The following is a 25599-nucleotide window of genomic DNA, read 5'->3' on the forward strand; positions in this document are numbered from 1 at the left end:
TCATTTATTATACCTCTTCACAATGTTGATCAAATTCATTTTGAAGTTTAGATACAACGGTTGCAGGGTCATAGCCCTCTATTTGATGTCTTTCCACCATTGATATAATCTTACCGTCCTTTAAAAGGGCAAATGAGGGTGAGGATGGTGGATAACCAGTGAAATAGCTTCTAGCTTTTTCAGTTGCTTCCTTATCCTGTCCTGCAAAAACAGTGACAAGATGATCAGGGCGCTTATCATAATGCAGGGCATGTGCTGCTGCTGGACGCGCCACGCCTCCAGCGCAACCACATACGGAATTAATCATGACTAAAGTAGTCCCTTTTTGATCAAGTGCTGCTTCCACTTCCTCAGGTGTTGTCAATTCTTTATATCCGGCAGACACGATTTCTTGTCGTGCCTGTTTCACAACATCATTCATAAAGAAATTAAAATCCATGCTCATTAAGTTCACTCCTTAGATTTATGCCTATACTTACATATTAACAGTAAAAATATGTTTTTTTCAAATGAAGCATCTTAATACTTTAGAAGAATTTAATGACCGCTTCACTTTTATTTCCAATAAATAGTCAATAACTCATCTACAGCTGTAGCCACTGTCTTTTCTCCAGCAATTACTTCATTTTCTAAAGTAGATAGAGCACTTTTCACTCCAATATGATGAAAGAAATGAAATTGAAGTTGGTCAGTAATCATCGAATAGAGCCATTCCTTCGCCTGAATTCTTCTTCTTTCAACTAGCACACCTGATGTTTTACCTTTTTGCTCAAAAGACTGTATGACATTCCATACCTCACTTATCCCCTCTTGAGTCAACGAAGAACACGTATAAGCTTTAGTAGCCCAGCCCTTTGTGGCTGGATGAAGAAAATGAAGGATACGGTTATACTCTTTTCTCGTCTGCTCAGCGATTGGTTTGTTCTCCCCATCTGCTTTATGAACTAGGACGGCATCAGCCAATTCCATAATCCCTTTCTTCATCCCTTGCAATTCGTCGCCCGCACCGGTAAGAACTAACAGCATGAAAAAGTCTACCATACCTCTAATAATTACTTCACTTTGCCCAACCCCGACAGTTTCGATTAAGATGACATCAAAACCGGCTGCCTCACAAATTAACATCGCCTCTCTCGTCTTCCGATGAACCCCGCCTAGTTTTCCTGCAGTTGGAGAAGGACGAATAAAGGCGCGAGGGTTCCTTGCTAAATGCTCCATCCTTGTCTTGTCACCAAGAATACTGCCACCGCTTATGCTTGAGCTTGGGTCAATGGCTAATACGGCTACTCGATGTCCTAAGCTGCAAAGGTACGTACCAAAGGTCTCAATAAAAGTACTTTTCCCTGCACCGGGGACACCAGTTATTCCAATTCGAATAGCTTGACCACTTTTAGGCAGGAGTTTCTGCAGGAGTTGCTGTGCTTTTTGAAAATGCTGTTCTGCATTGCTCTCAACAAGCGTAATCGCCCTAGCTAAAAGACTCCTATCGCCCCTTATTACTCCTTCATAAAGCTCCTCTACCGTCGGTTCAGAATTTCTCCGCTTTTGAAAACGGATATTTGGTTGGATGGATACCGTTTGTTCTTCAAGCTCCTGACCTTTTCTTATCACACTTGAACAATTATCTGGTTGGTTTGGATCGCTCCATTCTGGCTTTTGGTCAAGAGTCATTATTGTGACACTTCCTCATAACCGAGTTTGTGATAAATCTCTTTGATGACTTTTTGTGCGGCAACTGGAATAATCGTCCCCGGTCCAAAAATAGCTGAAGCACCGTGATCATATAAAAATTGATAATCCTGTGCCGGAATGACCCCGCCAATCACGACCAAAATATCATCTCTGCCGAGTTTATTTAATTCCTCGACTAATTGCGGGAGAAGCGTCTTATGACCTGCGGCAAGTGAACTTATCCCAATCACATGAACATCGTTTTCAACTGCTTGCAGCGCTGTTTCTGCTGGAGTTTGAAATAAAGGCCCAATATCGACATCAAAGCCAAGGTCAGCGAAGGCCGTAGCAATAACTTTGGCACCTCTGTCATGGCCATCCTGACCCATTTTGGCAATCAGTATTCTTGGTCTTCTGCCTTCATTTTCTAAGAATTCATCCGTCATTTTTTTCACTGCATCGATTTCTTCTTCATTGCTAAAAGCTGTGCTATAAACGCCGCTGATCGAACGAATTACTGCCTTATGTCTGCCAGCCACTTGTTCAATTGCATCGGAAATTTCTCCAAGTGTGGCTCTCGCCCTTGCTGCTTGGACAGCCAATTCTAATAAATTCTGTACACCCGTTTCCGCCGCATTCGTTAATGCAGTAAGCGATTCTTTTACTTTCTTCTCATCTCGATCAGCTTTTAATGTATTTAATTTTTCAATTTGTTTTAACCGAACTGCTGTATTATCGATATCCAAAATATCAATCGCTTCTTCCTTTTCTAGTTGATAGCGATTGACACCGATAATTGTTTCCTTCCCAGAATCGATTTGTGCCTGCCTTCTGGCTGCAGCTTCTTCAATTCTCATCTTTGGAAGGCCAGTTTCAATGGCCTTGGCCATACCACCTAGATTTTCAATTTCTTCAATGTGTGACCAAGCTCTATTAACCAATTCATCGGTTAATTTTTCAACATAGTAAGAACCTGCCCAAGGATCAATGACATTAGTAATCCCCGTCTCCTCTTGCAAAAATAATTGTGTGTTACGGGCAATCCGTGCAGAAAAATCGGTTGGCAGTGCGATTGCTTCATCCAAGGCATTCGTATGCAATGATTGGGTATGTCCCATTGCTGCAGCATGTGCTTCTATCAAGGTACGAGTGACATTATTAAATGGATCTTGCTCAGTCAAACTCCAGCCGGATGTTTGCGAATGTGTCCGTAACGCTAATGATTTTTCGTTTTTTGGAGTAAATGATTTCATCATTTTTGCCCAAATCAATCGAGCAGCGCGCATTTTAGCTACTTCCATGAAGTAATTCATCCCAATTGCCCAGAAAAAGGACAATCTTGGTGCAAATGAGTCGATATCAATACCTGCCTTAAGACCTGTACGTACATATTCCAAACCATCTGCAAGAGTGTATGCCAGCTCTAAATCAGCTGGTGCTCCCGCCTCCTGCATATGGTAACCGGAAATACTAATACTATTAAACTTTGGCATGTTTTTGGACGTATATTCAAAGATATCTGCTATTATTTTCATAGACATTTCAGGTGGATATATATAAGTATTTCGAACCATATATTCTTTTAAAATATCATTTTGAATGGTACCAGCCAGTTTCTCCTGACTTACACCTTGTTCTTCAGCAGTCACGATGAAAAAGGCAAGGATCGGCAGAACTGCCCCGTTCATGGTCATTGATACAGACATCTGGTCTAATGGTATTCCCTCAAACAATGTCTTCATATCAAGAATGGAATCGATCGCAACACCTGCTTTACCGACATCACCAACTACTCGTGGATGATCGGAGTCATAGCCGCGATGTGTGGCTAAATCAAAAGCAACTGATAATCCCTTTTGTCCCATGGCTAGGTTTCTGCGATAGAATGCATTGCTTTCCTCAGCTGTTGAAAAACCAGCATATTGTCTAACTGTCCAGGGTCGGTTGACATACATGGTTGGATACGGACCTCTTGTATAAGGAGGGAGCCCGGGAAGATCATCAATATGCGGAAGATCATTACGATCCTCTTTTGTATAAAGCGGTTTTAGACTGATTTGTTCATTCGTCTCAAACAGTAAATCATCGATCGCACCATTTATTTCTTGATCGACTTTTTGCTGCCACTCTTCTTTGGTGATAAATTTCTGTTCGTCAAATAAGGATATATTTTGAAAATCAGGCTTTTGTTTCTTCAACCTTACCCACCTCCAACTCACTTAGAATGGACAACAGCGTTTCATAGCAATTGCTTTTCACATGGATAAACTGCTTAATACCTTCGTCCATCCACAGATCCTGTTTTTCTTTTTCTGGCAGTCCAGCTAAGTAAAAAGACCGCTCAGGATATTCAGTTTTAAGAATCTTTAGAATGTCATGTCCCATTATTTCATATTGATCATTCGTTCCGCATAAGCAATAATGGCTTGCAGGATGTTCTAATACGAATTGTCTGGCATCCTCAACAGTTATAACGGAATTACTTATAATTGCTTCCAAACCTCCGGCTGCGAGAAACCCCTTCATAAAATCAAGTCTTGCTTTATGCTGTTTTAGTCCCCCGAGACAAATCATACCTACAGTGGGCTTAGATCCTACTTTTCCTTCGAGATTTGCTGACTTTTTTCGTAATTCTTCGAATGGTTCTGCCAATCTACGATTTGGAATAGCCTCTATATTAATTAATGAGTTTTCATCATTTGCAAAATATGAATTTTTCTCTGGCAGGTTTTTATATGTAACCACTTCATCAAGATTGGCGTAGACATTTGTTCCCACAATACTTTTCCTTCTTGTTTGGATATCACGGATCTTTTTTTCAGAGACCGCTTCAATTTCTTGTTGCAGCCATTTGGATTTTAGTACTTCTAACATGCCTCCATGTCCGTCAATATGTTTAAAAAATCCCCAAGCTTTTTCGGCAAGTTCATTGGTTAGATGCTCCACATACCAAGAACCTCCTGCAGGATCAATAACCTTTTGCAGATGTGCTTCTTCTTTCAAAAGCAATTGAGTATTTCTAGCAATTCTATCCGAAATCGACGTGACACATGTGAGTTCATCGAAAGGACTCACATGCAGGTATTGAATGCCCCCAACCACGGCCGCAAAAGCTTCATTTCCAGCCCTTAGGAGGTTAACATATGGGTCATGTATAGTTTTTGTGTAAGTGGAAGTTTCAACAGAAATATTCATCCTGGAACTATCTTCATTCGCTCCATAAACACTGCTCACACGGCTCCATAGGACTCGGGCAGCTCGAAGCTTAGCGATTTCCATGAAAAAATTGCTGCCAATGGAGAATTGGAAAATTATTTTTGTAAAAATTGTATCTAAATCCATGCCTGCATCCTGAAGATGTTCGAGATAGAATATCCCCTCAGCTATTGCAATTCCCAGTTCTTGAGCTGCACTTGCACCACCATTATGATAGGCACTAGTATCAATTAGAATTGTACGTAAATTAGGAAACTTTACAGCCGATTTACTAATGTTTTTACCCCAGTCTTTTAGAAATGCTTCTGAAATAACTCCTTCTTTAGCAAAAATGGCAACTGGATCTGAACCAATGTATCCACTGATTTTTTCCCCAGCATCTTCTTGTTCTACTATTCCTTCTAATTCAGATAGAAAAGTGGATTGTAATTCTTTAGCGTCGATTGAAAATGGATATCTCTTATATGAATCTCCTAAAACTTTTCCTAGGTTTTGCTTCCCACTTAGGAGACTTTTCGAGACATGAAATGAAATGGCTGTTTGTCCTTTTATAAATGCTTGTTTGAGTTTCGCCTGCAGATCTTCCACCGATTGAAAGGATAGTCTTTGGGCAACCTTCCAATCATTTGTCAGATAACCTAATGGATAGATCCCTCTTCTAAAATCCGAACCTCCTGGGTATTCCGGTACCTGACACTCATCTTGACGGGTATAAAGCGGTTTCAAAATAATGTTTTCATATGTAGTAGTTTGTAAAGATTCAACCGATTTTCCTTTTAAGGATTGCTCTGCCTTTTCTGTCCATGCTTGTTCTGATATTGAAGGAAAAGACTGGTTCTTTAAATTATTCAAACTTCTCATCCCCCTCTCGACTCAATTGAATTAAAATTCAAATAATTCTACCTACAACTATTTTATGGCACAAACACATTTCAAGCAATCTAAAAACAAACAACCGCTGCCATGCCTGGTAGCGGTTGTTTTGTTTTAATAAATCGAAGTCGTTGATTTTGAAGTATTTTCTAGTATTTCCTTCACTCGCTGTAAGAAACGTCCGCAAACGAGGCCATCTAATACTCTATGATCGAGAGACATACATAAATTTACGATATCACGAACAGCAATCATTCCATTATTCATGACGACTGGCCGTTTGACGATAGACTCCACTTGAAGAATAGCTGCTTGAGGATAATTGATGATACCCATTGATTGAACAGATCCAAAAGAACCCGTATTGTTCACCGTGAAGGTTCCGCCTTGCATGTCTTCAGATCTTAGTTTCCCGGTTCTCACTTTGACTGCAAGCTCAGATATTTCACGTGCAATCCCTTTAATCGTTTTTTCATCGGCCTGTTTAATGACAGGAACATATAGGGCGTCATCTGTTGCAACTGCAATGGAAATATTGATATCTTTCTTTTGAATGATTTTATCCCCTGCCCACATAGAATTGATTTGTGGGAATTCTTTTAACGCTTGTGCAACAGCCTTCACAAAGAATGCAAAGAAAGTTAAATTAAAGCCCTCATTTTTCTTAAACTCAGCTTTTATTGAGTTACGGTACTCCACCAAATTCGTGGCGTCCACTTCAATCATTGTCCAAGCATGCGGTGCTTCGTGTTTGCTCCTAAGCATATTTGCGGCAATTGCTTTACGAATACCTGTGACTGGTATCTCAATGTCGCCAACAGCTACTGGAATATTCACAGCTTGAGCAGGTGCCGTTGACTGGGCAACTGGCTGAACCATTGCTTGTTTTGATACCTTGGTAACTTCAGGCTCAGCTTTTGGTTTAACATCTTGTCCTGCCTCAGGAATATTACCTGATTCAATTAGTTTTAAGAGATCTTTCCGCGTAATTCGCCCGCCTGCACCGGTGCCTGACACCCTAGTTAAATCAATGCCATGTTCTTGAGAAATTTTAAGGACAGCAGGCGAATAACGTGCTTTGTTGCCTTGATCAGCTTTTTCCACATTTTCTGGAGTACTTGATGGTGTGCTTGTGCCAGCTGCAGCAGGTGCCTCTTCGGGAACTTCTTCAGTTGTTCCACCTTCCAACGCTATCGTGCAAATTTGCTCCCCAACGGCTAAGGTATCCCCTTCTTCAGCAATTAGTTCCTTTATTACACCTGTAAAGGAGGATGGAATTTCCGCATTTACCTTATCTGTCATCACTTCTGCAAGGGGGTCGTATTTATTTACTTTATCTCCTACAGATACAAGCCATTTGCTGATCGTACCCTCGGTTACGCTCTCCCCTAACTGAGGCATTTTAATTTGTTCAATTACCACTATTTACACACTCCTATTGTCAAGCACTGGCGCCTAACCCCTTTCAGTTGCCAGGGCTTTCGTTTTAATACTCAGCTAGTTCACGCATCGCTTTTTCGACTTTATCAGGATTTACCATAAAGAATTTTTCCATTGTTGGCGAGTATGGCATAGCCGGTACATCTGGTCCAGCTAATCTCATAATTGGCGCATCTAATTCGAATAAACAATTTTCTGCAATAATTGCAGCAACCTCACTAATAATACTGCCTTCTTTTGTGTCCTCTGTAACAAGGAGAACTTTACCGGTTTTCGATGCCGCCTCAATGATGGCTTCTTTATCCAGAGGATAGACAGTTCTCAAATCAAGAATATGAGCGGAGATACCATCTTTCGCTAATTTTTCCGCTGCTTGAAGGGCAAAATGAACACATAGCCCATACGTAATGACGGTAATATCTTCTCCCTCGCGCTTTACATCTGCTTTTCCTATTGGCAGGGTATAATCATCTGAAGGTACCTCACCTTTAATTAATCGATACGCCCGCTTATGCTCGAAAAATAATACTGGGTCATTGTCACGGACAGCGGCCTTTAACAGTCCTTTTGCATCGTAAGGTGTGGATGGCATAACAATTTTTAATCCAGGCTGATTTGCAAATACTGCCTCAACGGATTGGGAATGATAAAGTGCACCATGAACACCACCGCCATAAGGAGCACGAATAACCATCGGACAACTCCAGTCGTTATTGGAACGATAGCGGATTTTCGCTGCTTCTGAAATAATTTGATTCACTGCAGGCATGATAAAGTCGGCAAATTGCATTTCGGCAATCGGACGCATGCCATACATCGCTGCACCAATTCCTACGCCAGCAATAGCTGATTCAGCAAGTGGTGTATCAATGACTCGTTCTTCCCCAAATTGGTCATATAATCCTTGGGTTGCCTTAAACACCCCGCCTTTTAATCCAACATCTTCCCCAAGGACAAAAACTTTTGAATCTCTTTCCATTTCTTCTCGCATTGCCATTGTAATAGCATCAATATATGAAATTATCGCCATGTTTCATCCCCCTTACAAGTCCGCATAAACAAATTTCAGCGCATCTTCAGGTGCAGAGTACGGTGCATTTTCTGCATAGTCTGTCGCCTCATTAACAAGCTTCATTACGCGGTCATTAATTTCTTTTTCTAACGCATCATCCATGACACCTGTTTCCTTTAAATATGCCCCAAAGGTAATAATTGGATCTTGGGTTTTTGCTTTGGCAACCTCATCTGGCGCACGGTAGGAACGGTCATCATCATCAGAAGAGTGAGGCGTTAGACGATAAGAAATGGTTTCAATTAACGTTGGTCCTTCACCGCGTCGACCACGCTCTGCTGCTTCCTTCACTGCTTTATAAACCTCTAATGGATCGTTTCCATCAACAGTGAACCCTGGCATACCATAACCTATCGCACGGTCGGAAACTTTTTCACACCCCAATTGTTTTTCGATTGGAACGGAAATTGCGTATTTGTTATTTTCACACATAAAAATAACAGGAAGTTTATGTACACCTGCAAAATTGGCGCCCTCATGAAAGTCCCCTTGGTTAGAAGAGCCCTCTCCGAAAGTTACAAAAGTTACGAGATCTTTTCTTTCCATTTTCCCGGCAAGGGCAATTCCAACAGCGTGTGGAACTTGAGTTGTTACCGGAGAAGAACCTGTGACAATCCGATTTTTCTTTTGGCCAAAGTGACCTGGCATTTGCCTGCTGCCTGAGTTAGGGTCTTCCGCTTTGGCAAAACCTGAAAGCATCAATTCCCTCGGAGTCATACCAAAAGTTAAGACCACACCCATATCACGATAATACGGAAGAACATAATCTTTTTCACGATCAAGCGCAAATGCAGCCCCTACTTGTGCTGCCTCCTGCCCTTGACAGGATATAACGAAGGGAATTTTCCCGGCACGGTTTAATAACCACATCCGCTCATCAATACGGCGGGCCAATAGCATAGTTTCGTACATTTCCAATACTTTTCCGTCATTTAAACCTAAAGCATCATGACGCTTTTCTGTCATCTATTTCTTACCTCCTAATGTTCGAATGAAAAAAATCACTTAAGAATGAATCGCTTTCCCATCAACGGCAAGTGCTGCCTCACCAATGGCTTCTGAAAGAGTTGGGTGTGGATGAATTGTATGTGCAATTTCCCAAGGGGTCGCATCTAATACCATCGCAAGTCCTGCTTCCGTAATCATATCAGTTACATGTGGTCCAATCATATGCACCCCTAGAATATCATTGGTCTCTTCATCCGCAACAATTTTCACAAATCCGTCCGATTCTCCAAACACAAGCGCTTTCCCAATCGCTCGGAAAGAAAACTTCCCTGTTTTGACTTTATGACCGTTTTCTATCGCTTGGTCTTCTGTTATTCCCACACTAGAAACCTCAGGGTTGCTATAGATACATCTAGAAACTAAATGATACTGCATTGGCGAAGGATCTTTTCCGGCAATATGTTCGACAGCAATGATTCCTTCATGCGATGCCACATGGGCAAGTTGTAATCCCCCAATTACATCGCCAATCGCATAAATATGTGATTCTTTTGTTTGGAAGAATTCATTTGTTGCAATAAAACCATTCTCTACTTGTATTTCTGTATTCTCTAAGCCAATTCCTTCTGTATTTGCCCGACGACCTACAGAAACAAGAATTTTTTCAGCTTTAAATTCTTTCACTGTACCCTTTACTTCTGCAGAAATCGTAACACCATTGTCCTTTACCATTGTTTCAGGGAGGACTTTTGCACTTGTTACCAGTTTAATTCCTTTTTTCTTCATTAAACGCTGCATTTCTTTTGAAATTTCTTTATCTTCTGTCGGAATAATACGGTCAGCAAACTCAATAACTGTTACATCAACACCGAAATCATGAAGCATGGACGCCCATTCTATTCCAATTACGCCACCACCAACTATAATAATAGAATTAGGTAGTGTTTCTAAATGCAATGCTTCATCAGATGTCATGACATATTCACCATCAATCTCAAGACCTGGAAGGGTCCTTGGTCTTGAACCTGTTGCAATGATCACATTTTTAGGAAGAAGCATTTCATTTTCTTCCCCGTTATTCATTTCAACTGAAATAGTTCCTGGCATAGGAGAAAAAATGGACGGTCCTAAGATTCTGCCTATTCCTTCATAGACATCGATTTTACCCTGTTTCATTAAATGTTGTACACCTTTATGAAGTTGGTCAATAATTTTATTTTTTCTTTCTTGTACTTTACCAAAATTTATTGATACATCACTAGTAATAACCCCGAAATCCTCACTATTCTTTGCAGTTGCAAAAACCTCAGCACTCCTAAGCAGTGCTTTACTTGGTATACACCCTTGATGCAGACATGTCCCGCCAAGTTTCCCTTTTTCAACAATCGCTGTTTTTAAACCAAGCTGTGAGGCCCTAATAGCGGCGACATAGCCGCCAGTTCCCCCGCCAAGAACTACCAAATCATATTCTTGTGCCACTCTTTTTTCCTCCCCATAACCTTAAATTTTAACTGTTTTAAAATTCCCAGGATAAATTTTTCCCTCTTCTTCGCCTCTTAAGACCCGAAGCGCACCCTCAGCAAGTGCTTGTAGTTCATTTTCACCCGGTTGAACCATTACATCAGCAATCCAATTGATTCTATCGGTAATAGATTTCACAAATCCTTTCCCGTATGCGAGGCCCCCAGTTAGAACAATGGCATCCACTTTTCCAGAGAGAACAGCACTAGCAGCCCCAATTTCTTTAGCCACTTGATAAGCCATTGCGTCATAAATAAACATTGCCTCTTTGTCGCCTGCTGCTATTCGCTGCTCTACCTTTACAGCATCATTGGTGCCGAGATAACCTACAAGGCCGCCTTGACCAACCAGCATCTTCATAATTTCTTCCCGATAATATTCTCCAGAATAACAAAGGGCCACTAAATCCCCAACAGGAACGGTACCGGATCGTTCTGGACTGAAGGGGCCATCTCCATGAAGACCATTGTTTACATCAATGACCTTCCCTTGCTTATGGACACCCACTGTAATACCGCCACCCATATGGGTTACAATTAAGTTTAAGTCGATGTATCTTTTTCCTAACTCCTTGGCAACTCTTCTTGCAACGGCCTTCTGATTCAATGCATGAAAAATACTTTTCCGTTCAATTAAGGAAAATCCAGATATTCTTGCAATTGGTTCAAGCTCATCAACAACAACTGGATCAACGATATACGAAGGAATATTTAAACCAGAAGCAATTTCATAAGCAATGATCCCGCCAAGATTGGATGCGTGCTGCCCTGCATAACCAGATCGTAAATCTGCTAACATCACATCATTAACTGCATAGGTACCCCCTTCGATCGGACGCAGCAATCCCCCACGTGCACATACAGCCGATAGTTTGGAAAAATTGATCCCTTCATTATCCATTGTTTCCAAAATTGTTGTTTTTCTAAATTCATATTGATCAATAATATTTGCAAAAGAGTTGATTGTCTCAGAATCATGACGAATTGTTTTTTCAAAAATAGAAATATCATTATCGAAAACCCCAATTTTCGTGGATGTCGAGCCTGGGTTGATGACGAGTATCCGATATTCATTATCGTGCAACGTATTTGACCTCCAATTTTATTTTTCAACCTAATTGCCCCATGAAAGGCAAAGACGCTGAATTCCCATTCAGCGCTTTCCAAATACTATTTTTGTCAAAGGTTGATTATCTTGATATTCTATGACTTAAAATATGATGACCGTTTTGGAGAAATTGGCTTCTTGAATTACGAATTCTTGCAATTCTTTCTTCTGCCATCCTGTCTGCCGCTACGTATGTTGGAATGCCGTCACGTTTAGAAATTTCAATTACTTTTTCAATGGTAGAATAAAGCTGTTCAACCTTTTTCATTGCGCGCTCTTGGTTATAACCATACAATTCATCTGCCACATTGATTACGCCTCCAGCATTAATTACATAATCCGGGGCGTAAACGATACCCATTTCATGAATAATATCACCGTGACGGGTATCCTTTAATTGATTGTTCGCTGAACCAGCAATCACTCTTGCTTTTAACTGTGGAATGGTTTCGTCATTAATCGTTGCTCCGAGTGCGCATGGGGCATATATATCACATTCCACACCATAAATTTCATCAGGATCAACAGCTAGAGCACCAAATGCTTCAACCGCACGGTTAACTGCCTCTTTATTAATGTCAGTTACAATCAGCTGTGCACCTTCTTCATGTAAATATTCGCAAAGTGTATAAGCAACATTTCCAACACCTTGAACAGCCACTACTTTTCCTTCAAGAGAATCCGATCCAAATGCCTCTTTCGCAGCTGCTTTCATACCGCGGTATACACCAAATGCTGTTACTGGGGATGGATTACCAGATGAACCAAACGCTGGAGAAATTCCAGTTACAAAATCTGTCTCTTCATGAATTAAATCCATATCAGCCACTGTTGTACCGACATCTTCTGCAGTAATATATCTACCGTTTAATCCTTGAATGTAACGGCCAAATGCACGGAACATTTCTTCATTTTTATCTTTTCTTGGATCGCCGATGATAACAGTTTTACCACCGCCAAGATTTAGCCCAGCCGCTGCATTCTTATAAGTCATTCCTTTAGCAAGTCTGAGAGCATCTTCAATGGCAGCCTCTTCAGATGCATACGTCCACATCCGTGTTCCACCTAAAGCCGGCCCTAGGGTTGTATCATGAATAGCAATAATTGCTTTTAATCCTGATTGTTTATCCTGACAGAATACCACTTGCTCATAATCGTATTGTTCTAGGTATTTGAAAATTTCCATGTAAAATTCCTCCTCAAATGATTGACTATCTATTTTGATGTAGCACAGCATACCGCTAGTGCAATTGAATAAAGCTTACTTTCAGCAGAATCTGATCTGGATGTTAACACAATTGGTACTTTTGCTCCGGCAATAACGGCGCCCACTTTTGCATTTGCAAAATAAATTAATGATTTATATAATACATTGCCAACTTCAATGGTTGGTACTAATAAAATATCTGCATTTCCAGCTACATCACTATGAATCCCTTTATGTTCTGCAGCAAGCATTGACACAGCATTATCTAATCCTAATGGACCATCCACAATACAGTCCAAAATCTGTCCTCGTCTATTCATTACCGTTAATGCAGCAGCATCTAATGTAGCTTGCATAGCCGGATTTACTACCTCCACCGCAGCTAGAGGTGCCACTTTCGGTATTTCAATACCAATTGACCTTGCAACGGAAACTGCATTTTTAATAATTTGTGCTTTCATTTCTAAATCTGGGGCAATATTCATTGCAGCATCTGTAATGATTGTAAAACGATTGAAACCAGGAACTTCAAATGCAGCAATATGTGATAAAACATTTCCTGTCCTCAGTCCATGCTCTTTATTCAGGACTGCCTTTAAAAAAATATTTGTGGGAATATTCCCTTTCATCAGGACATTTGCTTCTTTATTAAAAACTGCCTTTACAGCTAATTCTGCCGCTGCAGCAATTGAATCAGCATTGACAACTATTAAATTAAGATCGCTAATGTTTGGGTGTTTTTCTTTTATAATGGATTTGATTTTTTCTTCGTCACCGAAAAGAATAAATTTTGCAAGATTTTGTTCTAAAGCAGCGATAACTGCTTCAATGACTTCTATATCTTCTGCCGCAGCAACTGCAACGGTGTTTATACGTTCTTGGGCTGCTTTGTCAATTAGTGAATCAAGCAACAAGTTGTCATCAACCCTTTCTCCTTTACTGCAACTCCCATTCTATAATATGCAATTTCCATGCCAAATCACAGTTTATGAAAACGCTTTACCAATCACATTAAAGTGTGCATTTTTTTTCAAACATGAAATTTATTGCATGCTATTTTTTTCAATCTTGTATTTTTCAATCTTATAATATAAATTCCTTACAGACAATCCAAGCGTTTTTGCTGTTAATGTTTTATTCTCATTTAAACGAAGAAGTGTCTGCTTAATAATTTTAGCCTCAAATTCTTCCATCATATCTGATAATGTACGATCCATAACTACGGAATCCGTATGATTGCTTACAGATGATTCCGTTAGGTTTTGTTGATTTTTTAATTCCGGTAAGTGCTGCACATCTATAAACTGATCATTAAATTTCATAAAAATGATTGCTCTTCCAAGAATATTTTCTAATTCTCGTACGTTTCCCGGCCAGTCATATTCCATTAATTGCTTCAATGCAGACGGGGTAATTCCTTCTACATTCCTTCCATAGTCCTGACTTATTTTTTGAATTAGCCGCTCATTTAAAAGAGGGATTTCTTCGATACGTTTTCTTAATGGCGGAATATGAATTGGCATACGATTTAATCGATAATATAAGTCTTCCCGAAAGGAGCCTTTAGCAATACCTTTTTCTAAATTGACATTAGTTGCCGCAATAATCCTAACATTAATGGAAATAGGCTTTGTTCCGCCTACTCGGATGATTTCTTTTTCTTGCAGAACCCTGAGCAGCTTTGCCTGCGTATTCACTGGAAGCTCACCGATTTCATCAAGAAAAATACTCCCATTATTTGCTTCTTCAAAAAAGCCTCTTTTTCCGCCTCTCACTGCACCCGAAAAAGCACCCTCTTCATAGCCAAATAGTTCACTTTCCAACAAGGTTTCCGAAATGGCAGCACAATTGACCCTGATAAATTTGTTATATTTTCGGTCACTGGCATTATGTATGGCATGAGCAAACAGTTCCTTCCCTGTACCCGATTCACCTCGCAGGAGGACGGTTGCAGGGGTTTTTGCTCCTAATTTTGCTTGTTCTATCGCCAGCATCATTTCATCGGATTGGCCGATGATATCCTCAAAGGTGTATTTCGCTTCAAGTTTCCGAATGAGTTGGCGTGCACGATTTAATTCCCTGCTTAAAGATTTCATCTCAGACATATCGTGGATAACACCAACACTGCCTTTTAACTTTCCCTTTACAATAATTGGAGCAACATTCACAATAACTTCTCGTTTACTGGGTCCCACTCTCATTGGTACCCCGCGAACAGCTCTTCTCGTTTGCAGTACTTTCATGTGCATACTTTCGCCCTCAGAAATATCGGCTGTGGCAGGTTTGCCTATTACTTGTTCCTGTGTAAGACCTGTAATCCGTGAGTAAGCAGGATTAATAAGAATTCCCCTGCCATTCTCATCCACAACAGAAATGGCATCATCACTAGAATGAATAATGGCCTGAAGCATCGTTTGAATTTCCCGTAAATCTGTAAGTTCCTCTGCAAGATTAACCACTTCAGTGATATCTTTGAAGACAGCAAACGCTCCTATCAAGGTGCCATTTTCCTCGATAATAGGAATCCTCGTAGTAATAATTTTTCGATCATTTTCTAAAACCATTTCTTGGTTTGCTTCTGTTCTTCTTGACTCAAGGATGAAAGGGAGCCTGCTTGTTGGAATAACTTCGACTACATATTTGCCAATTGCCTGTTCCTTTGTTACACCGATAATTTCTTGTGCGCGGGTATTAAATAAAATGACCTTACCATATTTATCAATAACAACCATTCCGTCATTAGTTGCATTAAAAATAAGTTCTTGCTGGTAGGATTCATTTTTGTGCTTTTCAATGAGATCTTCTTTTTCTTCCATAATCTTTGCAACTAGAAAGGCAACACTTCCTGGAATCAAAACGGTCTGTTTACTTTTTGTATTTCTTAACTCTTGGAATACTACCTCATTTCCAGTAACTTCGATAATAATATCAATCTGGTCAGTTAAATAAGGCTGCCAATCTGTACCAGTATTTATCCCCTCTTTGCGGGCTAACAACATGCCAGGTGCATTTAAATTCCGATCAACGACAACACTTACCTTTAAAACCTCAGATTCTTTTAGGATTTTTAAGATTGCCGTACCACCTTTTCCTGCACCAACAATCATTACGTTTTGCATTTAAATACCTCTCATAAGAAATTTTTTTCATAATATTTAGGAAATCCATGCAACTTTTTTCATATTCATTTTAACTTTAATCACAATTATTGACAAATTATTTCTATGTAATAATATTTTCTTGAGATATAATCAAACTAAGGCTTTCACTTTGCAAAATTTAAGTATTGGAAGGATTTATTTATGAAGCGAATTATTGCCCTCTTGATTGTATTAATTCCAGGTATCCTAGCTGCTATTGGCATTAAATTAATGCGTGATATGTTATTCGGAATAGTACAAGCACCATTTCCTAATTTATTACTTCAATTTCTAACTGGATTAATCTTTTTTATCGGAGGACTAGGCTTCGTCGCAGGATTTATTTTCCACCGCGATCGAAAAAGAAGCAAAGTTCAAAAGAGATTTAAAAAATAGGCTGTGTTAAAGGTTAATGCTGATTTGTTGATTGGGAGTGGAAGGAGCGAAGACTCCTGCGGGAGTACGGGGCAGGGGAGACCCCACAGGCGCTGAAAGCGCCGAGGAGGCTCCACGCAACGCCCGCGGAAAGCGAAGCTCCTGGAACGGAAATCAACAAACAAGTACAACACAGCAAAAAAATAAAAAGAGGCCCCTACGGTCTCTTTTCAAATTGCTTTCGTACTGTTAACGCCTTGACTGGGTCATCAGTAATAAGTGCCGTACAATTAATATTAAACAGACGCTGCATATCTACTTCTTTATTTACTGTATAAGGTCGTACAGCAATCCCATTTTCAATGGTTTTAATGATAATTTCATTAGATATCGCAGAATGTTTGGGATGAATCCCTTTTGCTCGAATTGCTTTAGCATAGACCCATGGCATGTAGATTCCCTCAAGAAATAGAGGAGCTGTTTCTATTTCCGGTGCGATACTGTAGGTATAGACAATACTATAATGATTAAAAGAGGAAATAATAATTCTATCCACTAACTTATATTTGTAAATAAGCTGAATGACTTTTTCTTCCAACCCTCTATAGGGAATAAGTCCATTTTTGAGTTCAATATTACATAACAATTTATTTGTAGATAGCCACTCCAACACTTCCGTTAATGCTGGAATTGGTTCCATTTTGCTGTTTTTATTATTCGCATTCAACTTTCTTAAATCTTTATATAAAAAATCTTTGACAAACCCTTTACCATTCGTAGTTCGATCAACTTTTTCATCATGAATGACAACTATTTCGCCGTCCTTAGTTAATTGTACATCCAATTCTAATCCGTCAGCTCCGGCTTTTTCTGCTTCTATAAAGGCTGTTAGTGTATTTTCGGCAAAAGAAGCGGAATAACCACGGTGCGCAAAAATTTGAGTCATCTTTTCACTTCCCAACTTCAATTTAGGAGGATTACTAATGAAACCCTTACAGTTATCACCTGAAACGGCAATAAAGCTTTCCCAAAAGTTAAATGTTCCGATAGAACAGCTTATGCATATGCCTCAACATATTCTTATTCAAAAACTGATGGAACTAGAGAATGAAAAGAAATAATTCTCTAAAAAGCTTGATTCAACTTTAAAGAATGAGAAAAGCCTTCATTTTTGTGATGAAGGCTTTTCTCATTGTTATTCTGTTCAAGACGCCTTGTGCTCTAGACGAAGCTTGTCAGCAACCATTGCAATGAACTCGGAATTGGTTGGCTTTGCTTTAGACATACTGACCGTATAACCGAACAGCGAGGAAATAGAATCAATATTTCCACGGCTCCAAGCTACTTCTATCGCATGACGGATGGCTCGTTCCACACGGCTTGCAGTCGTATTGTATTTTTTGGCGATATCTGGATATAACACTTTCGTAATGGAACCTAAAAGTTCGATATCATTATAAACCATGGAGATGGCTTCTCGTAAATATAAGTACCCTTTTATATGGGCTGGGACACCAATTTCATGAATAATACTTGTAATACTGGCATCTAAGTTTTTAGGTTTTTGTTCAGTTTGAGTACGGTAGGTGGAGGATGTTGATTTTCGGGTAAAAGAGTTAGTATTTCCACTAACTTGTCTAATATGACTGCCTAGATTCTCCATATCAAATGGTTTCAAAATAAAGTAGGATGCACCCAGTTCAACCGCTTTTTTCGTAACATCTTCCTGTCCAAATGCGGTTAACATGATTACATTCGGCAAAACTCCTTTTTTAATTTCACGGAGGCGCTCTAATACTGCTAAGCCATCTAGGTGGGGCATGATTATATCTAAAACTAGAACATCAGGATCCGTTTGCGATAACATTTCTAAACATTCCTGACCATTGTGGGCAATCCCTGCAACTTCCATATCATCCTGGGACGAAATAAAGTCCTCTAATAATCCTACTAGTTCCCTATTGTCATCAACGACACATACTTTGATTTTCTTCACTTCCAGTTCCTCCTCAGGGTTCAAATCATAACCTCTATTTCAACTTACATTCCTAATCAGTTGTATTCTCCTAATTATATTCTAAATTAGAAATTCGACAATGCAACAAAAATTCCTCTCATTTTTTTAATATTTCTTAAAATAGTGATAAAATCTTATCTTTTCTTTGTTTTTCTCACCTTTTCGACGCAAAACGCGTTTTTTCCAATGTTTGGGTTATTTTTGTCGAAAAACTTTTATGTAATGGCTGTGTTAAACTTGGCTGTTGATTTCCGTTCCAGGCACTTCAATCAACAAAGTGTAAAAATTCAACATTAACCTGGAACACAGTCAATGTAAAAAAAGCAAAATAGGGATTTTTCCTATTTTGCTCCCAATTGTTAACTTGCTTTATTTTTTGGCATTTCATATATGTTAATTCCAGCCTCATCTAACATCCATTCGATGTGTACTCCGTATCCGGAGGTTGGATCATTAACAAAAACATGTGTAACAGCGCCAATTAGTTTTCCATCTTGAATAATTGGGCTACCGCTCATCCCTTGAACAATTCCTCCTGTTTTTTTAAGGAGTTTAGGGTCGGTTACTTTGATTACCATGCCTTTGGTTGCTGGAAACTTTTGCGGAATTGTGCTTACGATTTCAATATCAAATTCTTCTACTCGGTCATTATTTACAACCGTTAAAATTTTAGCAGGTCCTTCTTTTACCTGATGCGATAAGGCAATCGGCAGTGGTTTATCCATAACACCATTTTTTAAATCTTTGACCATCTCTCCAAAAATTCCAAATGGACTATTTTTTTGGATATTCCCAACTATCTCACGGTCCGACGAAAAGCGTGCAAGCTTTTCACCCGGGTCTCCGTTACTCCCTTTTTCAATAGAAGTAACCGTGGAACGGACAATTTGGCCGTCCTCTACAACGATCGGTTGTTTTGTATCCATATCAGATATTACATGCCCTAGGGCACCATATTTTTTTGATTGTGGGTGAATAAATGTCATTGTTCCAATTCCTGCTGCAGAATCCCTAATATACAAACCAAGCTTATAATTGTTTTCCCCTTTTTCTTTTAATGGGGTAAGTTTTGTAGTAAATTTTCCACTTTCTCGACTAATAACCATATTGAGCGCTTTACCTTCTTGTCCAGCAGTTTGCACATATGGTGCCACATCCGTCATTTTTTCTATTTTATTACCATTTATTTCTGTAATGATATCCCCAATTTTTATCCCTGCAATTTCACCTGGAGACTTTTTTCCCGAAATGGTATTGATTAAATGGTGGCCCACTACCAATACACCTACGGTATTTAACTTCACTCCAATCGACTGTCCGCCTGGTATAACCCTAAAATCTTTTAATACACGTACATCTACCTTCTTGATCGGTATCCCCGCATATTCTAACAGCATTTCATTTTTACCATTTTTAGATGCCGCCATTGAAACCGTGTGTTTTCCTTCATCCAAAGTGATATTTGAATTTTGAGAAACCAAAGAGGCTGATACCGGTACAGCCTTTTGAAAAGTATAGTCTTGTCCTTCGAAAACCGTAATAGTCTTGGGTATCGCGAGATATTGCTGTATAGGCTGAAAAAAAATAAGGCTAATTAATGAAACAAGGAGAATTCCACCAATAATCTTTCTAATTAGTTCTAACTTCAAATTTTTTCACTCTCCTCGCTTCTTTTCATTAAACTTAAATGGCTACATCTTTAATTTTGCCTCCTTGACAATCATTTATAACTTGGTTCAACATAAAAAAGCTACCCGAAATGGATAGCATTACAATTTTTATTAAAAATATAGTAAATATAGCTTTTCTGAATGGAAAAATGTCTAAAACTAACGATTAAGTCGGATCAGTGCTCCACTGCCGCTTTTCTTACTCTCTGCAGCTAAAAATAATAATTCTTCAGCATGTTTTTTTGTAAGGTCGGTTATTTCGGATCCAGAAATCATCCGGCCGATTTCATTAATTTTATCTTCAAGCTGCAATGGAGTAACAGAAGTCTTTGTTCTTCCGCCTTTAATAAGTTTGGAAATAAACAAGTGTATATCTGCCATCGCAGCAACCTGTGGCAAATGCGAAATACATAAAACCTGGGAAAGGCTTGCCACCTTATAGATCTTCTCGGCAATAGACTGAGCAACCCTGCCGCTCACCCCTGTATCTACTTCATCGAAAATAATTGAAGTCACGCCTTGATGCTGAGAGAAAATACTTTTTAATGCCAGCATAATTCGTGATAATTCCCCTCCTGAAGCAACTTTTGATAAAGGCTTTAGTGGCTCACCAGGATTAGTTGATATGTAAAATTCGACATGGTCCACCCCATTTTTGGTAAACTGCATTGGGTTAGACTCAAAGCGAATTTCAAAAACAGTCTTCGCCATATACAACTCTTTTAACTCTTTATGAATTAACTTTGTAAGTTTGTCAGCCCATTTTAGACGAATTTCCGTCAATTGTTTTGCTTCAAGCATTAAGTCTTTTTTTATCGAGGCTAATTCTTTTTCTAATTCGCTTATATGCGTTTCTTTATTTTGTAATGTTTCAATTTCTTCTTCAATTTTTCTGGCGTATTCTAATATTTCATCAATGGTTTTACCATATTTCCGTTTTAGGCGATTAATTTCATTTAGGCGATCTTCAATTTCGTGCAACCGCTGAGGATCAAACTCTAATGCATCTAATTCAGTTCTTAAGGACCGTGCAGCATCCTCCAATTGGTAGTAGCTGTTTGAAACCGCTTCATACATGTCCTTATATGCGCTATCAATGGCAGCAGCATCCTCGAGATGCCCCATTACCATACTAATCCAATCAAGCCCCTTTTGTTCCCCTTGTAAGGCGTTATGACTCGATTGAAGAGCTTCGAACACTCGTTCAAAATTATTCAGTTTTCTTTTTTCTTCAAAAAGTTCTTCATCTTCATTTATCTTTAAATTTGCATTTTGGATCTCATCCAATTGAAACGAAATAAGATCGAGCCGATGGGCAGTCTTTTGGTCATTTTCACTTAATGCTTTTAACCTTTGCAATGTTTGCTCATAACGCCGAAAAACCTGCTGATATTCCCCTTGAGATGGATAAATATCATCCGCACCAAATTGATCTAACAAGGTTAAGTGTCTCGACTCATCCATTAATTCCTGATGCTCATGCTGACCATGAATGTCAACAAGTGTTGACCCAATTTCCCTAAGAGTAGCAATCGTCACTAACTTCCCATTCACCCGGCAAATACTTTTACCCGACTGGGAAATATCCCGTCGTAATATAACCATTCCTTCATCAATATCGATGCCAAATTCAAGAGCTTTAGCAATGACAGGATGTTTACTATCATCCAGCTGGAAAAGTCCTTCAATTTCGGCACGCTCCTCGCCATGCCGAACAAACTCTGCAGACCCTCTGCCTCCAACTAATAAATGAATAGCATCAATAATGATTGATTTTCCTGCTCCAGTCTCTCCCGTTAAAACCGTTAATCCCTTTGAAAAAGTTACAGACAAGGATTCGATAATAGCGAAATTTTTAATAGATAATTCAGCTAACAAGGAACATTCCCCCAATTAAAGCATATCTAGGAACCGATTGGTGATTACTTCAGTATCCTCTGGAGTTCGGCAAATAATTAACATCGTATCATCACCGCAAATGGTTCCTAATATTTCTTCCCAATCCAGATTATCAATTAATGCGCCTATGGCCATTGCATTACCTGGCAAGCACTTCATAACAAGCAAGTGACCTGCTGCATCGATTCGCACGAACGCATCAATTAATGATCTTTTTAATTTTTGTAATGGATTAAATCTTTGGTCGGCAGGCAGGCTGTATTTATACCTTCCATCGCTTAAGGGAACTTTAACAAGATGTAACTCCTTAATATCCCTTGAAACCGTGGCTTGGGTTATATTGTAGCCTGCATTCTTCAGTTCATCCACTAAATCATCTTGTGTCTCTATGTCATTACTTGCAATAATTTCTCTTATTTTAATATGACGTTGGCCTTTATTCATTGTCTCACCCCATAATCATTAAAAAAGTTTATCTATGTATTATGTACTAAAACGTGCTTCTACCCATATGTTAGCCGATTTTTATAAACTTGTACATTTTTTCTTTAAAAAAGGGCCTTGAATACGAAGAGAAGGATAAGCCTCTGCCTATCCTTCTGAATTTTGTTTTGTTTTAAATTCCAAATGGGAGTCCTTTACAATTTCAGCAGGTGTGACAGGTAATTGATTGTCGCCCGTTTCCCGTTCGCCTTCCCATTTTAAGTGGAGCAAGTATTCAATATTCCCATCACCACCTGTAATTGGTGAAAAGGATAAGTTTTTAATCGTGTACCCTTGTTGGACCGCAAAATTTATGATTTTATCAATTACTTGAAGATGCACTTTCTCGTCTCTGACAATTCCCTTTTTCCCAACCTGTTCACGGCCTGCTTCAAATTGTGGTTTAACCAGAGCCACTACATCACTTCCAGTAACTAAAAGTGTTTTTAAAACTGGCAAGATTAAAGTTAACGAGATAAAGGAAACATCTATTGTGGCGAAATTCGGCATTTCTCCAATTAAATCAGCTGGTGTGACATAACGGAAATTGGTCCTTTCCATCACTACAACTCGTTCATCCTGTCTAAGTTTCCAGGCAAGTTGATTATAACCTACATCCAAGGCATAGGACATCTTTGCTCCATTTTGAAGTGCACAATCTGTAAAGCCTCCTGTAGATGATCCAATGTCTAATAGTACTTTATCTGCAACACTGACATCAAAAACTTTTAAAGCCTTCTCAAGCTTTAATCCCCCGCGGCTGACATATGGAAGCACTTTTCCTTTTATAGAAAGCGGGATATCAATTTTGACTTTCTCTCCAGGTTTATCCAACCGCTCCTCATTTGAATAAACAAGCCCTGCCATAATTGACCGCTTTGCCTTTTCCCTTGTTTCGATTAAACCTCTTTCTACTAGTAATACATCTAACCGTTCTTTATTTTTCATTTCTTAAGCCCTTTGTTGTTTTTTTCTAGCTAGAATGGAAACTCTTTTGACTACCTCTTCGGTTGTTAAACCAATCTCTTCAAGAAGGGAGTTTACATCCCCATGTTCGATAAATTTGTCTGGTATTCCAATTCTGTCAATGTGTGAATGATAAAAGCCATGGTTTTGCGAAAACTCAAGAATTGCACTCCCGAAACCGCCTTGTAATGCAGCCTCCTCAATGCTGAGAATCGGCATATGTTTTGAAAGGAGATTAGTTAGCATTTTTTCATCCAATGGCTTAATAAAACGGGCATTGACAACCTTGACAGATATCCCCTTCTTATTAAGGATCTCAGCAGCTTTTAACGCCATCGGTATGGTAGTTCCAAAGGTTAAGATTGCTGCATCATCGCCATCTTTAAGAACTTCCCATGTACCAATTGGAATATTATGATATTCCTGATCCATTGGAACCCCAAGTCCATTTCCACGCGGGAATCGCATCGCAATCGGCCCGTCATTATAATTCAGTGCGGTGTATACCATATGCTGGCCTTCATTTTCATCCTTTGGCATCATTAATACCATATTGGGAATATGCCTTAAAAAAGCTATATCAAACACACCTTGATGGGTTTCTCCGTCTGCACCTACCAAACCGGCACGGTCAATTCCCATAAAGACATTTAAATTTTGCCTGCAAATATCGTGAACAACTTGGTCATAGGCTCGTTGTAAAAAGGTTGAATAAATAGCAAGAAAAGGTTTCATATTTTGTGTAGCTAAACCAGCTGCAACTGTCGCAGCATGCTGCTCAGCAATCCCGACATCATACATACGCTCAGGGAACTCACTTGCAAAGCCTTCAAGTTTGGAACCCACAGGCATCGCTGGTGTAATTGCAACAATTCGGTCATCAGTTCGAGCAAGCTTACGAACAGTTTCACTTACAAGACTGCTCCAGGCTGGCGGTGGAGTTTTTGCTGGCTTAACAAAGGCACCTGTATCCATTTTATAAGGTCCAGTTCCATGCCATGTCCCTGTTTTGTCACTTTCCGCTGGCTGGTAACCTTTTCCCTTTTTAGTAATGACGTGCAGAAGGATTGGGCCTTCTGTCTTTTTGGCATAGCTGAAGTTTTCAAATAACGCTTCAAAATTATGACCATCAATTGGACCGAGATAGGTAAAACCTAGTTCCTCAAAAAACATTCCTGAAACAAATAAATATTTAAGGCTGTCTTTCACTCGCTCAGCAGTTGCGGCTAATTTCCCACCCACTGCAGGTACTTTTTTCAGTAGTACTTCCAATTCATCTTTAACCCACTGGTACTTTCCAGCTGTGCGTAATTGGCCAAGGATATTATGAACGGCACCAACATTAGGCGCGATTGACATCTCGTTATCATTTAAGATAACAATCATGTCTTTCTTCTCGTGTCCGATATGATTTAAGGCTTCCAACGCCATTCCACCAGTTAACGCACCATCGCCGATCACAGGAATAACAAAAGATTTTTCCTTTTTTAAATCTCTAGCTATAGCCATCCCCATCGCCGCTGAAAGAGATGTGGAACTATGACCCGTTTCCCATACATCATGCTCACTCTCAGTTCGTTTCGGGAATCCGCATAAGCCTTTATACTGCCGCAATGTATCAAACTCACAAGCCCTGCCAGTTAAAATTTTATGAACATAGGATTGATGTCCCACATCCCAAATAATCTTATCCGTAGGACTGTTAAAACATTTATGTAAAGCAATAGTTAATTCAACAACACCCAAATTTGGTCCAATATGGCCTCCAGTAACAGACAGCTTTTCAATCAAAAACTTTCGGACATCTTGACTTAAAGCCTCTAATTCGGTATTCGACATGCCTTTTAAAAAGGACGGGTCTTTTATTGATAATAGATCCATTTTTGGACCACTCACTTTCATACGTTTATGCATTCTCTGTTTAGTAGCTGTGTAAAAAGGACACATTCAGAAAATTTAACTCTGATTAAAAAATAGCCGCTAACACTTGAGTG

21 protein-coding genes are annotated in these 25599 nt (G+C 39.4%); 2 read left to right on the top strand and 19 right to left on the bottom strand.

From position 1 onward, the window contains the following. Positions 1 to 7 precede the first annotated feature (7 nt). The 12 genes from M3610_RS05505 to M3610_RS05560 form a co-directional block, all read right to left on the bottom strand. A complete protein-coding gene (locus M3610_RS05505; RefSeq protein WP_098574899.1) occupies positions 8 to 445 on the bottom strand; it encodes a BrxA/BrxB family bacilliredoxin in 438 nt (145 codons plus the stop codon). Positions 446 to 555: 110 nt separating this feature from the next. Continuing rightward, the gene (gene meaB / locus M3610_RS05510; RefSeq protein WP_098574900.1) at positions 556 to 1671 is read right to left on the bottom strand and encodes a methylmalonyl Co-A mutase-associated GTPase MeaB; all 1116 of its coding nucleotides are present in this window, start codon (positions 1669 to 1671) and stop codon (positions 556 to 558) included. Beyond that, positions 1671 to 3869: a methylmalonyl-CoA mutase gene (scpA, locus tag M3610_RS05515; RefSeq protein WP_251457131.1), complete on the bottom strand. Its 2199-nt coding sequence runs from the start codon at positions 3867 to 3869 to the stop codon at positions 1671 to 1673. Before scpA ends, meaB begins: the two co-directional genes overlap by 1 nt. Then, the gene (locus M3610_RS05520; RefSeq protein ID WP_251457134.1) at positions 3850 to 5748 is read right to left on the bottom strand and encodes a methylmalonyl-CoA mutase family protein; all 1899 of its coding nucleotides are present in this window, start codon (positions 5746 to 5748) and stop codon (positions 3850 to 3852) included. Before M3610_RS05520 ends, scpA begins: the two co-directional genes overlap by 20 nt. Positions 5749 to 5874: 126 nt before the next feature. Beyond that, positions 5875 to 7182, bottom strand: a complete 1308-nt coding sequence (locus M3610_RS05525; RefSeq protein ID WP_251457138.1) for a dihydrolipoamide acetyltransferase family protein — start codon at positions 7180 to 7182, stop codon at positions 5875 to 5877. A gap of 64 nt (positions 7183 to 7246) precedes the next feature. After that, the gene (locus M3610_RS05530; protein ID WP_251457141.1) at positions 7247 to 8230 is read right to left on the bottom strand and encodes an alpha-ketoacid dehydrogenase subunit beta; all 984 of its coding nucleotides are present in this window, start codon (positions 8228 to 8230) and stop codon (positions 7247 to 7249) included. A gap of 12 nt (positions 8231 to 8242) precedes the next feature. Next, the gene (locus M3610_RS05535; protein WP_251457144.1) at positions 8243 to 9238 is read right to left on the bottom strand and encodes a thiamine pyrophosphate-dependent dehydrogenase E1 component subunit alpha; all 996 of its coding nucleotides are present in this window, start codon (positions 9236 to 9238) and stop codon (positions 8243 to 8245) included. A 39-nt stretch (positions 9239 to 9277) separates the two neighbouring features. Beyond that, positions 9278 to 10699, bottom strand: a complete 1422-nt coding sequence (gene lpdA / locus M3610_RS05540) for a dihydrolipoyl dehydrogenase (RefSeq protein WP_251457147.1) — start codon at positions 10697 to 10699, stop codon at positions 9278 to 9280. A gap of 21 nt (positions 10700 to 10720) precedes the next feature. Beyond that, positions 10721 to 11824 (bottom strand): butyrate kinase, encoded by a 1104-nt coding sequence (gene buk / locus M3610_RS05545; RefSeq protein ID WP_251457150.1) that lies wholly within the window; start codon positions 11822 to 11824, stop codon positions 10721 to 10723. Between the two features lie 106 nt (positions 11825 to 11930). Beyond that, entirely contained in the window at positions 11931 to 13034 is a 1104-nt protein-coding gene (gene bcd, locus M3610_RS05550; protein WP_098574908.1) for a branched-chain amino acid dehydrogenase, read from the bottom strand. A 29-nt stretch (positions 13035 to 13063) separates the two neighbouring features. Next, on the bottom strand, positions 13064 to 13969 hold the full coding sequence (yqiS, locus tag M3610_RS05555; RefSeq protein ID WP_251457152.1) for a phosphate butyryltransferase: 906 nt from the start codon (positions 13967 to 13969) through the stop codon (positions 13064 to 13066). Between the two features lie 129 nt (positions 13970 to 14098). Continuing rightward, a complete protein-coding gene (locus M3610_RS05560) occupies positions 14099 to 16174 on the bottom strand; it encodes a sigma 54-interacting transcriptional regulator (protein ID WP_251457154.1) in 2076 nt (691 codons plus the stop codon). Positions 16175 to 16357: 183 nt separating this feature from the next. Here M3610_RS05560 and M3610_RS05565 point away from each other — a divergent pair, with 183 nt between their 5' ends. Next, positions 16358 to 16591, top strand: coding sequence for a DUF2627 domain-containing protein (locus tag M3610_RS05565; protein ID WP_098574911.1), 234 nt, complete (start codon positions 16358 to 16360; stop codon positions 16589 to 16591). 196 nt (positions 16592 to 16787) lie between these two features. Here the strand turns inward: M3610_RS05565 and M3610_RS05570 are convergent, their stop codons facing one another. Then, complete coding sequence (locus M3610_RS05570) at positions 16788 to 17516, bottom strand: glycerophosphodiester phosphodiesterase (protein ID WP_251457156.1); 729 nt, start codon at positions 17514 to 17516, stop codon at positions 16788 to 16790. Between the two features lie 37 nt (positions 17517 to 17553). Here M3610_RS05570 and M3610_RS05575 point away from each other — a divergent pair, with 37 nt between their 5' ends. After that, positions 17554 to 17691: a YycC family protein gene (locus M3610_RS05575; RefSeq protein ID WP_144547617.1), complete on the top strand. Its 138-nt coding sequence runs from the start codon at positions 17554 to 17556 to the stop codon at positions 17689 to 17691. Positions 17692 to 17774: 83 nt separating this feature from the next. Here the strand turns inward: M3610_RS05575 and spo0A are convergent, their stop codons facing one another. The 6 genes from spo0A to dxs form a co-directional block, all read right to left on the bottom strand. Next, a complete protein-coding gene (spo0A, locus tag M3610_RS05580; RefSeq protein ID WP_098574914.1) occupies positions 17775 to 18566 on the bottom strand; it encodes a sporulation transcription factor Spo0A in 792 nt (263 codons plus the stop codon). A 380-nt stretch (positions 18567 to 18946) separates the two neighbouring features. Beyond that, positions 18947 to 20236 (bottom strand): SpoIVB peptidase, encoded by a 1290-nt coding sequence (gene spoIVB, locus M3610_RS05585; RefSeq protein WP_098574915.1) that lies wholly within the window; start codon positions 20234 to 20236, stop codon positions 18947 to 18949. A 180-nt stretch (positions 20237 to 20416) separates the two neighbouring features. Continuing rightward, positions 20417 to 22135 carry a DNA repair protein RecN gene (gene recN / locus M3610_RS05590; RefSeq protein ID WP_251457158.1) on the bottom strand — a complete coding sequence of 573 codons (1719 nt, stop codon included), beginning with the start codon at positions 22133 to 22135 and terminating at the stop codon, positions 20417 to 20419. 15 nt (positions 22136 to 22150) lie between these two features. Then, positions 22151 to 22600: a transcriptional regulator AhrC/ArgR gene (gene ahrC, locus M3610_RS05595; RefSeq protein ID WP_098574917.1), complete on the bottom strand. Its 450-nt coding sequence runs from the start codon at positions 22598 to 22600 to the stop codon at positions 22151 to 22153. Between the two features lie 147 nt (positions 22601 to 22747). Further along, positions 22748 to 23587, bottom strand: coding sequence for a TlyA family RNA methyltransferase (locus M3610_RS05600; protein WP_251457161.1), 840 nt, complete (start codon positions 23585 to 23587; stop codon positions 22748 to 22750). A 3-nt stretch (positions 23588 to 23590) separates the two neighbouring features. Then, positions 23591 to 25486 carry a 1-deoxy-D-xylulose-5-phosphate synthase gene (dxs, locus tag M3610_RS05605; RefSeq protein ID WP_251457164.1) on the bottom strand — a complete coding sequence of 632 codons (1896 nt, stop codon included), beginning with the start codon at positions 25484 to 25486 and terminating at the stop codon, positions 23591 to 23593. Between the last annotated feature and the right edge of the window lie 113 nt (positions 25487 to 25599).

The organism is Neobacillus sp. MER 74, assembly GCF_023714155.1.

Excerpts from the sequence above, each read along its gene's own strand:
- M3610_RS05565 (WP_098574911.1), top strand. The coding sequence starts at position 16,358 with ATGAAGCGAATTATTGCCCTCTTGATTGTATTAATTCCAGGTATCCTA.
- dxs (WP_251457164.1), bottom strand. The coding sequence starts at position 25,486 with ATGGATCTATTATCAATAAAAGACCCGTCCTTTTTAAAAGGCATGTCG.
- M3610_RS05530 (WP_251457141.1), bottom strand. The coding sequence starts at position 8,230 with ATGGCGATAATTTCATATATTGATGCTATTACAATGGCAATGCGAGAA.
- M3610_RS05570 (WP_251457156.1), bottom strand. The coding sequence starts at position 17,516 with ATGACTCAAATTTTTGCGCACCGTGGTTATTCCGCTTCTTTTGCCGAA.
- M3610_RS05535 (WP_251457144.1), bottom strand. The coding sequence starts at position 9,238 with ATGACAGAAAAGCGTCATGATGCTTTAGGTTTAAATGACGGAAAAGTA.
- bcd (WP_098574908.1), bottom strand. The coding sequence starts at position 13,034 with ATGGAAATTTTCAAATACCTAGAACAATACGATTATGAGCAAGTGGTA.
- M3610_RS05520 (WP_251457134.1), bottom strand. The coding sequence starts at position 5,748 with ATGAGAAGTTTGAATAATTTAAAGAACCAGTCTTTTCCTTCAATATCA.
- meaB (WP_098574900.1), bottom strand. The coding sequence starts at position 1,671 with ATGACTCTTGACCAAAAGCCAGAATGGAGCGATCCAAACCAACCAGAT.
- ahrC (WP_098574917.1), bottom strand. The coding sequence starts at position 22,600 with ATGAATAAAGGCCAACGTCATATTAAAATAAGAGAAATTATTGCAAGT.
- M3610_RS05600 (WP_251457161.1), bottom strand. The coding sequence starts at position 23,587 with ATGAAAAATAAAGAACGGTTAGATGTATTACTAGTAGAAAGAGGTTTA.
- M3610_RS05505 (WP_098574899.1), bottom strand. The coding sequence starts at position 445 with ATGAGCATGGATTTTAATTTCTTTATGAATGATGTTGTGAAACAGGCA.
- M3610_RS05560 (WP_251457154.1), bottom strand. The coding sequence starts at position 16,174 with ATGCAAAACGTAATGATTGTTGGTGCAGGAAAAGGTGGTACGGCAATC.
- M3610_RS05575 (WP_144547617.1), top strand. The coding sequence starts at position 17,554 with ATGAAACCCTTACAGTTATCACCTGAAACGGCAATAAAGCTTTCCCAA.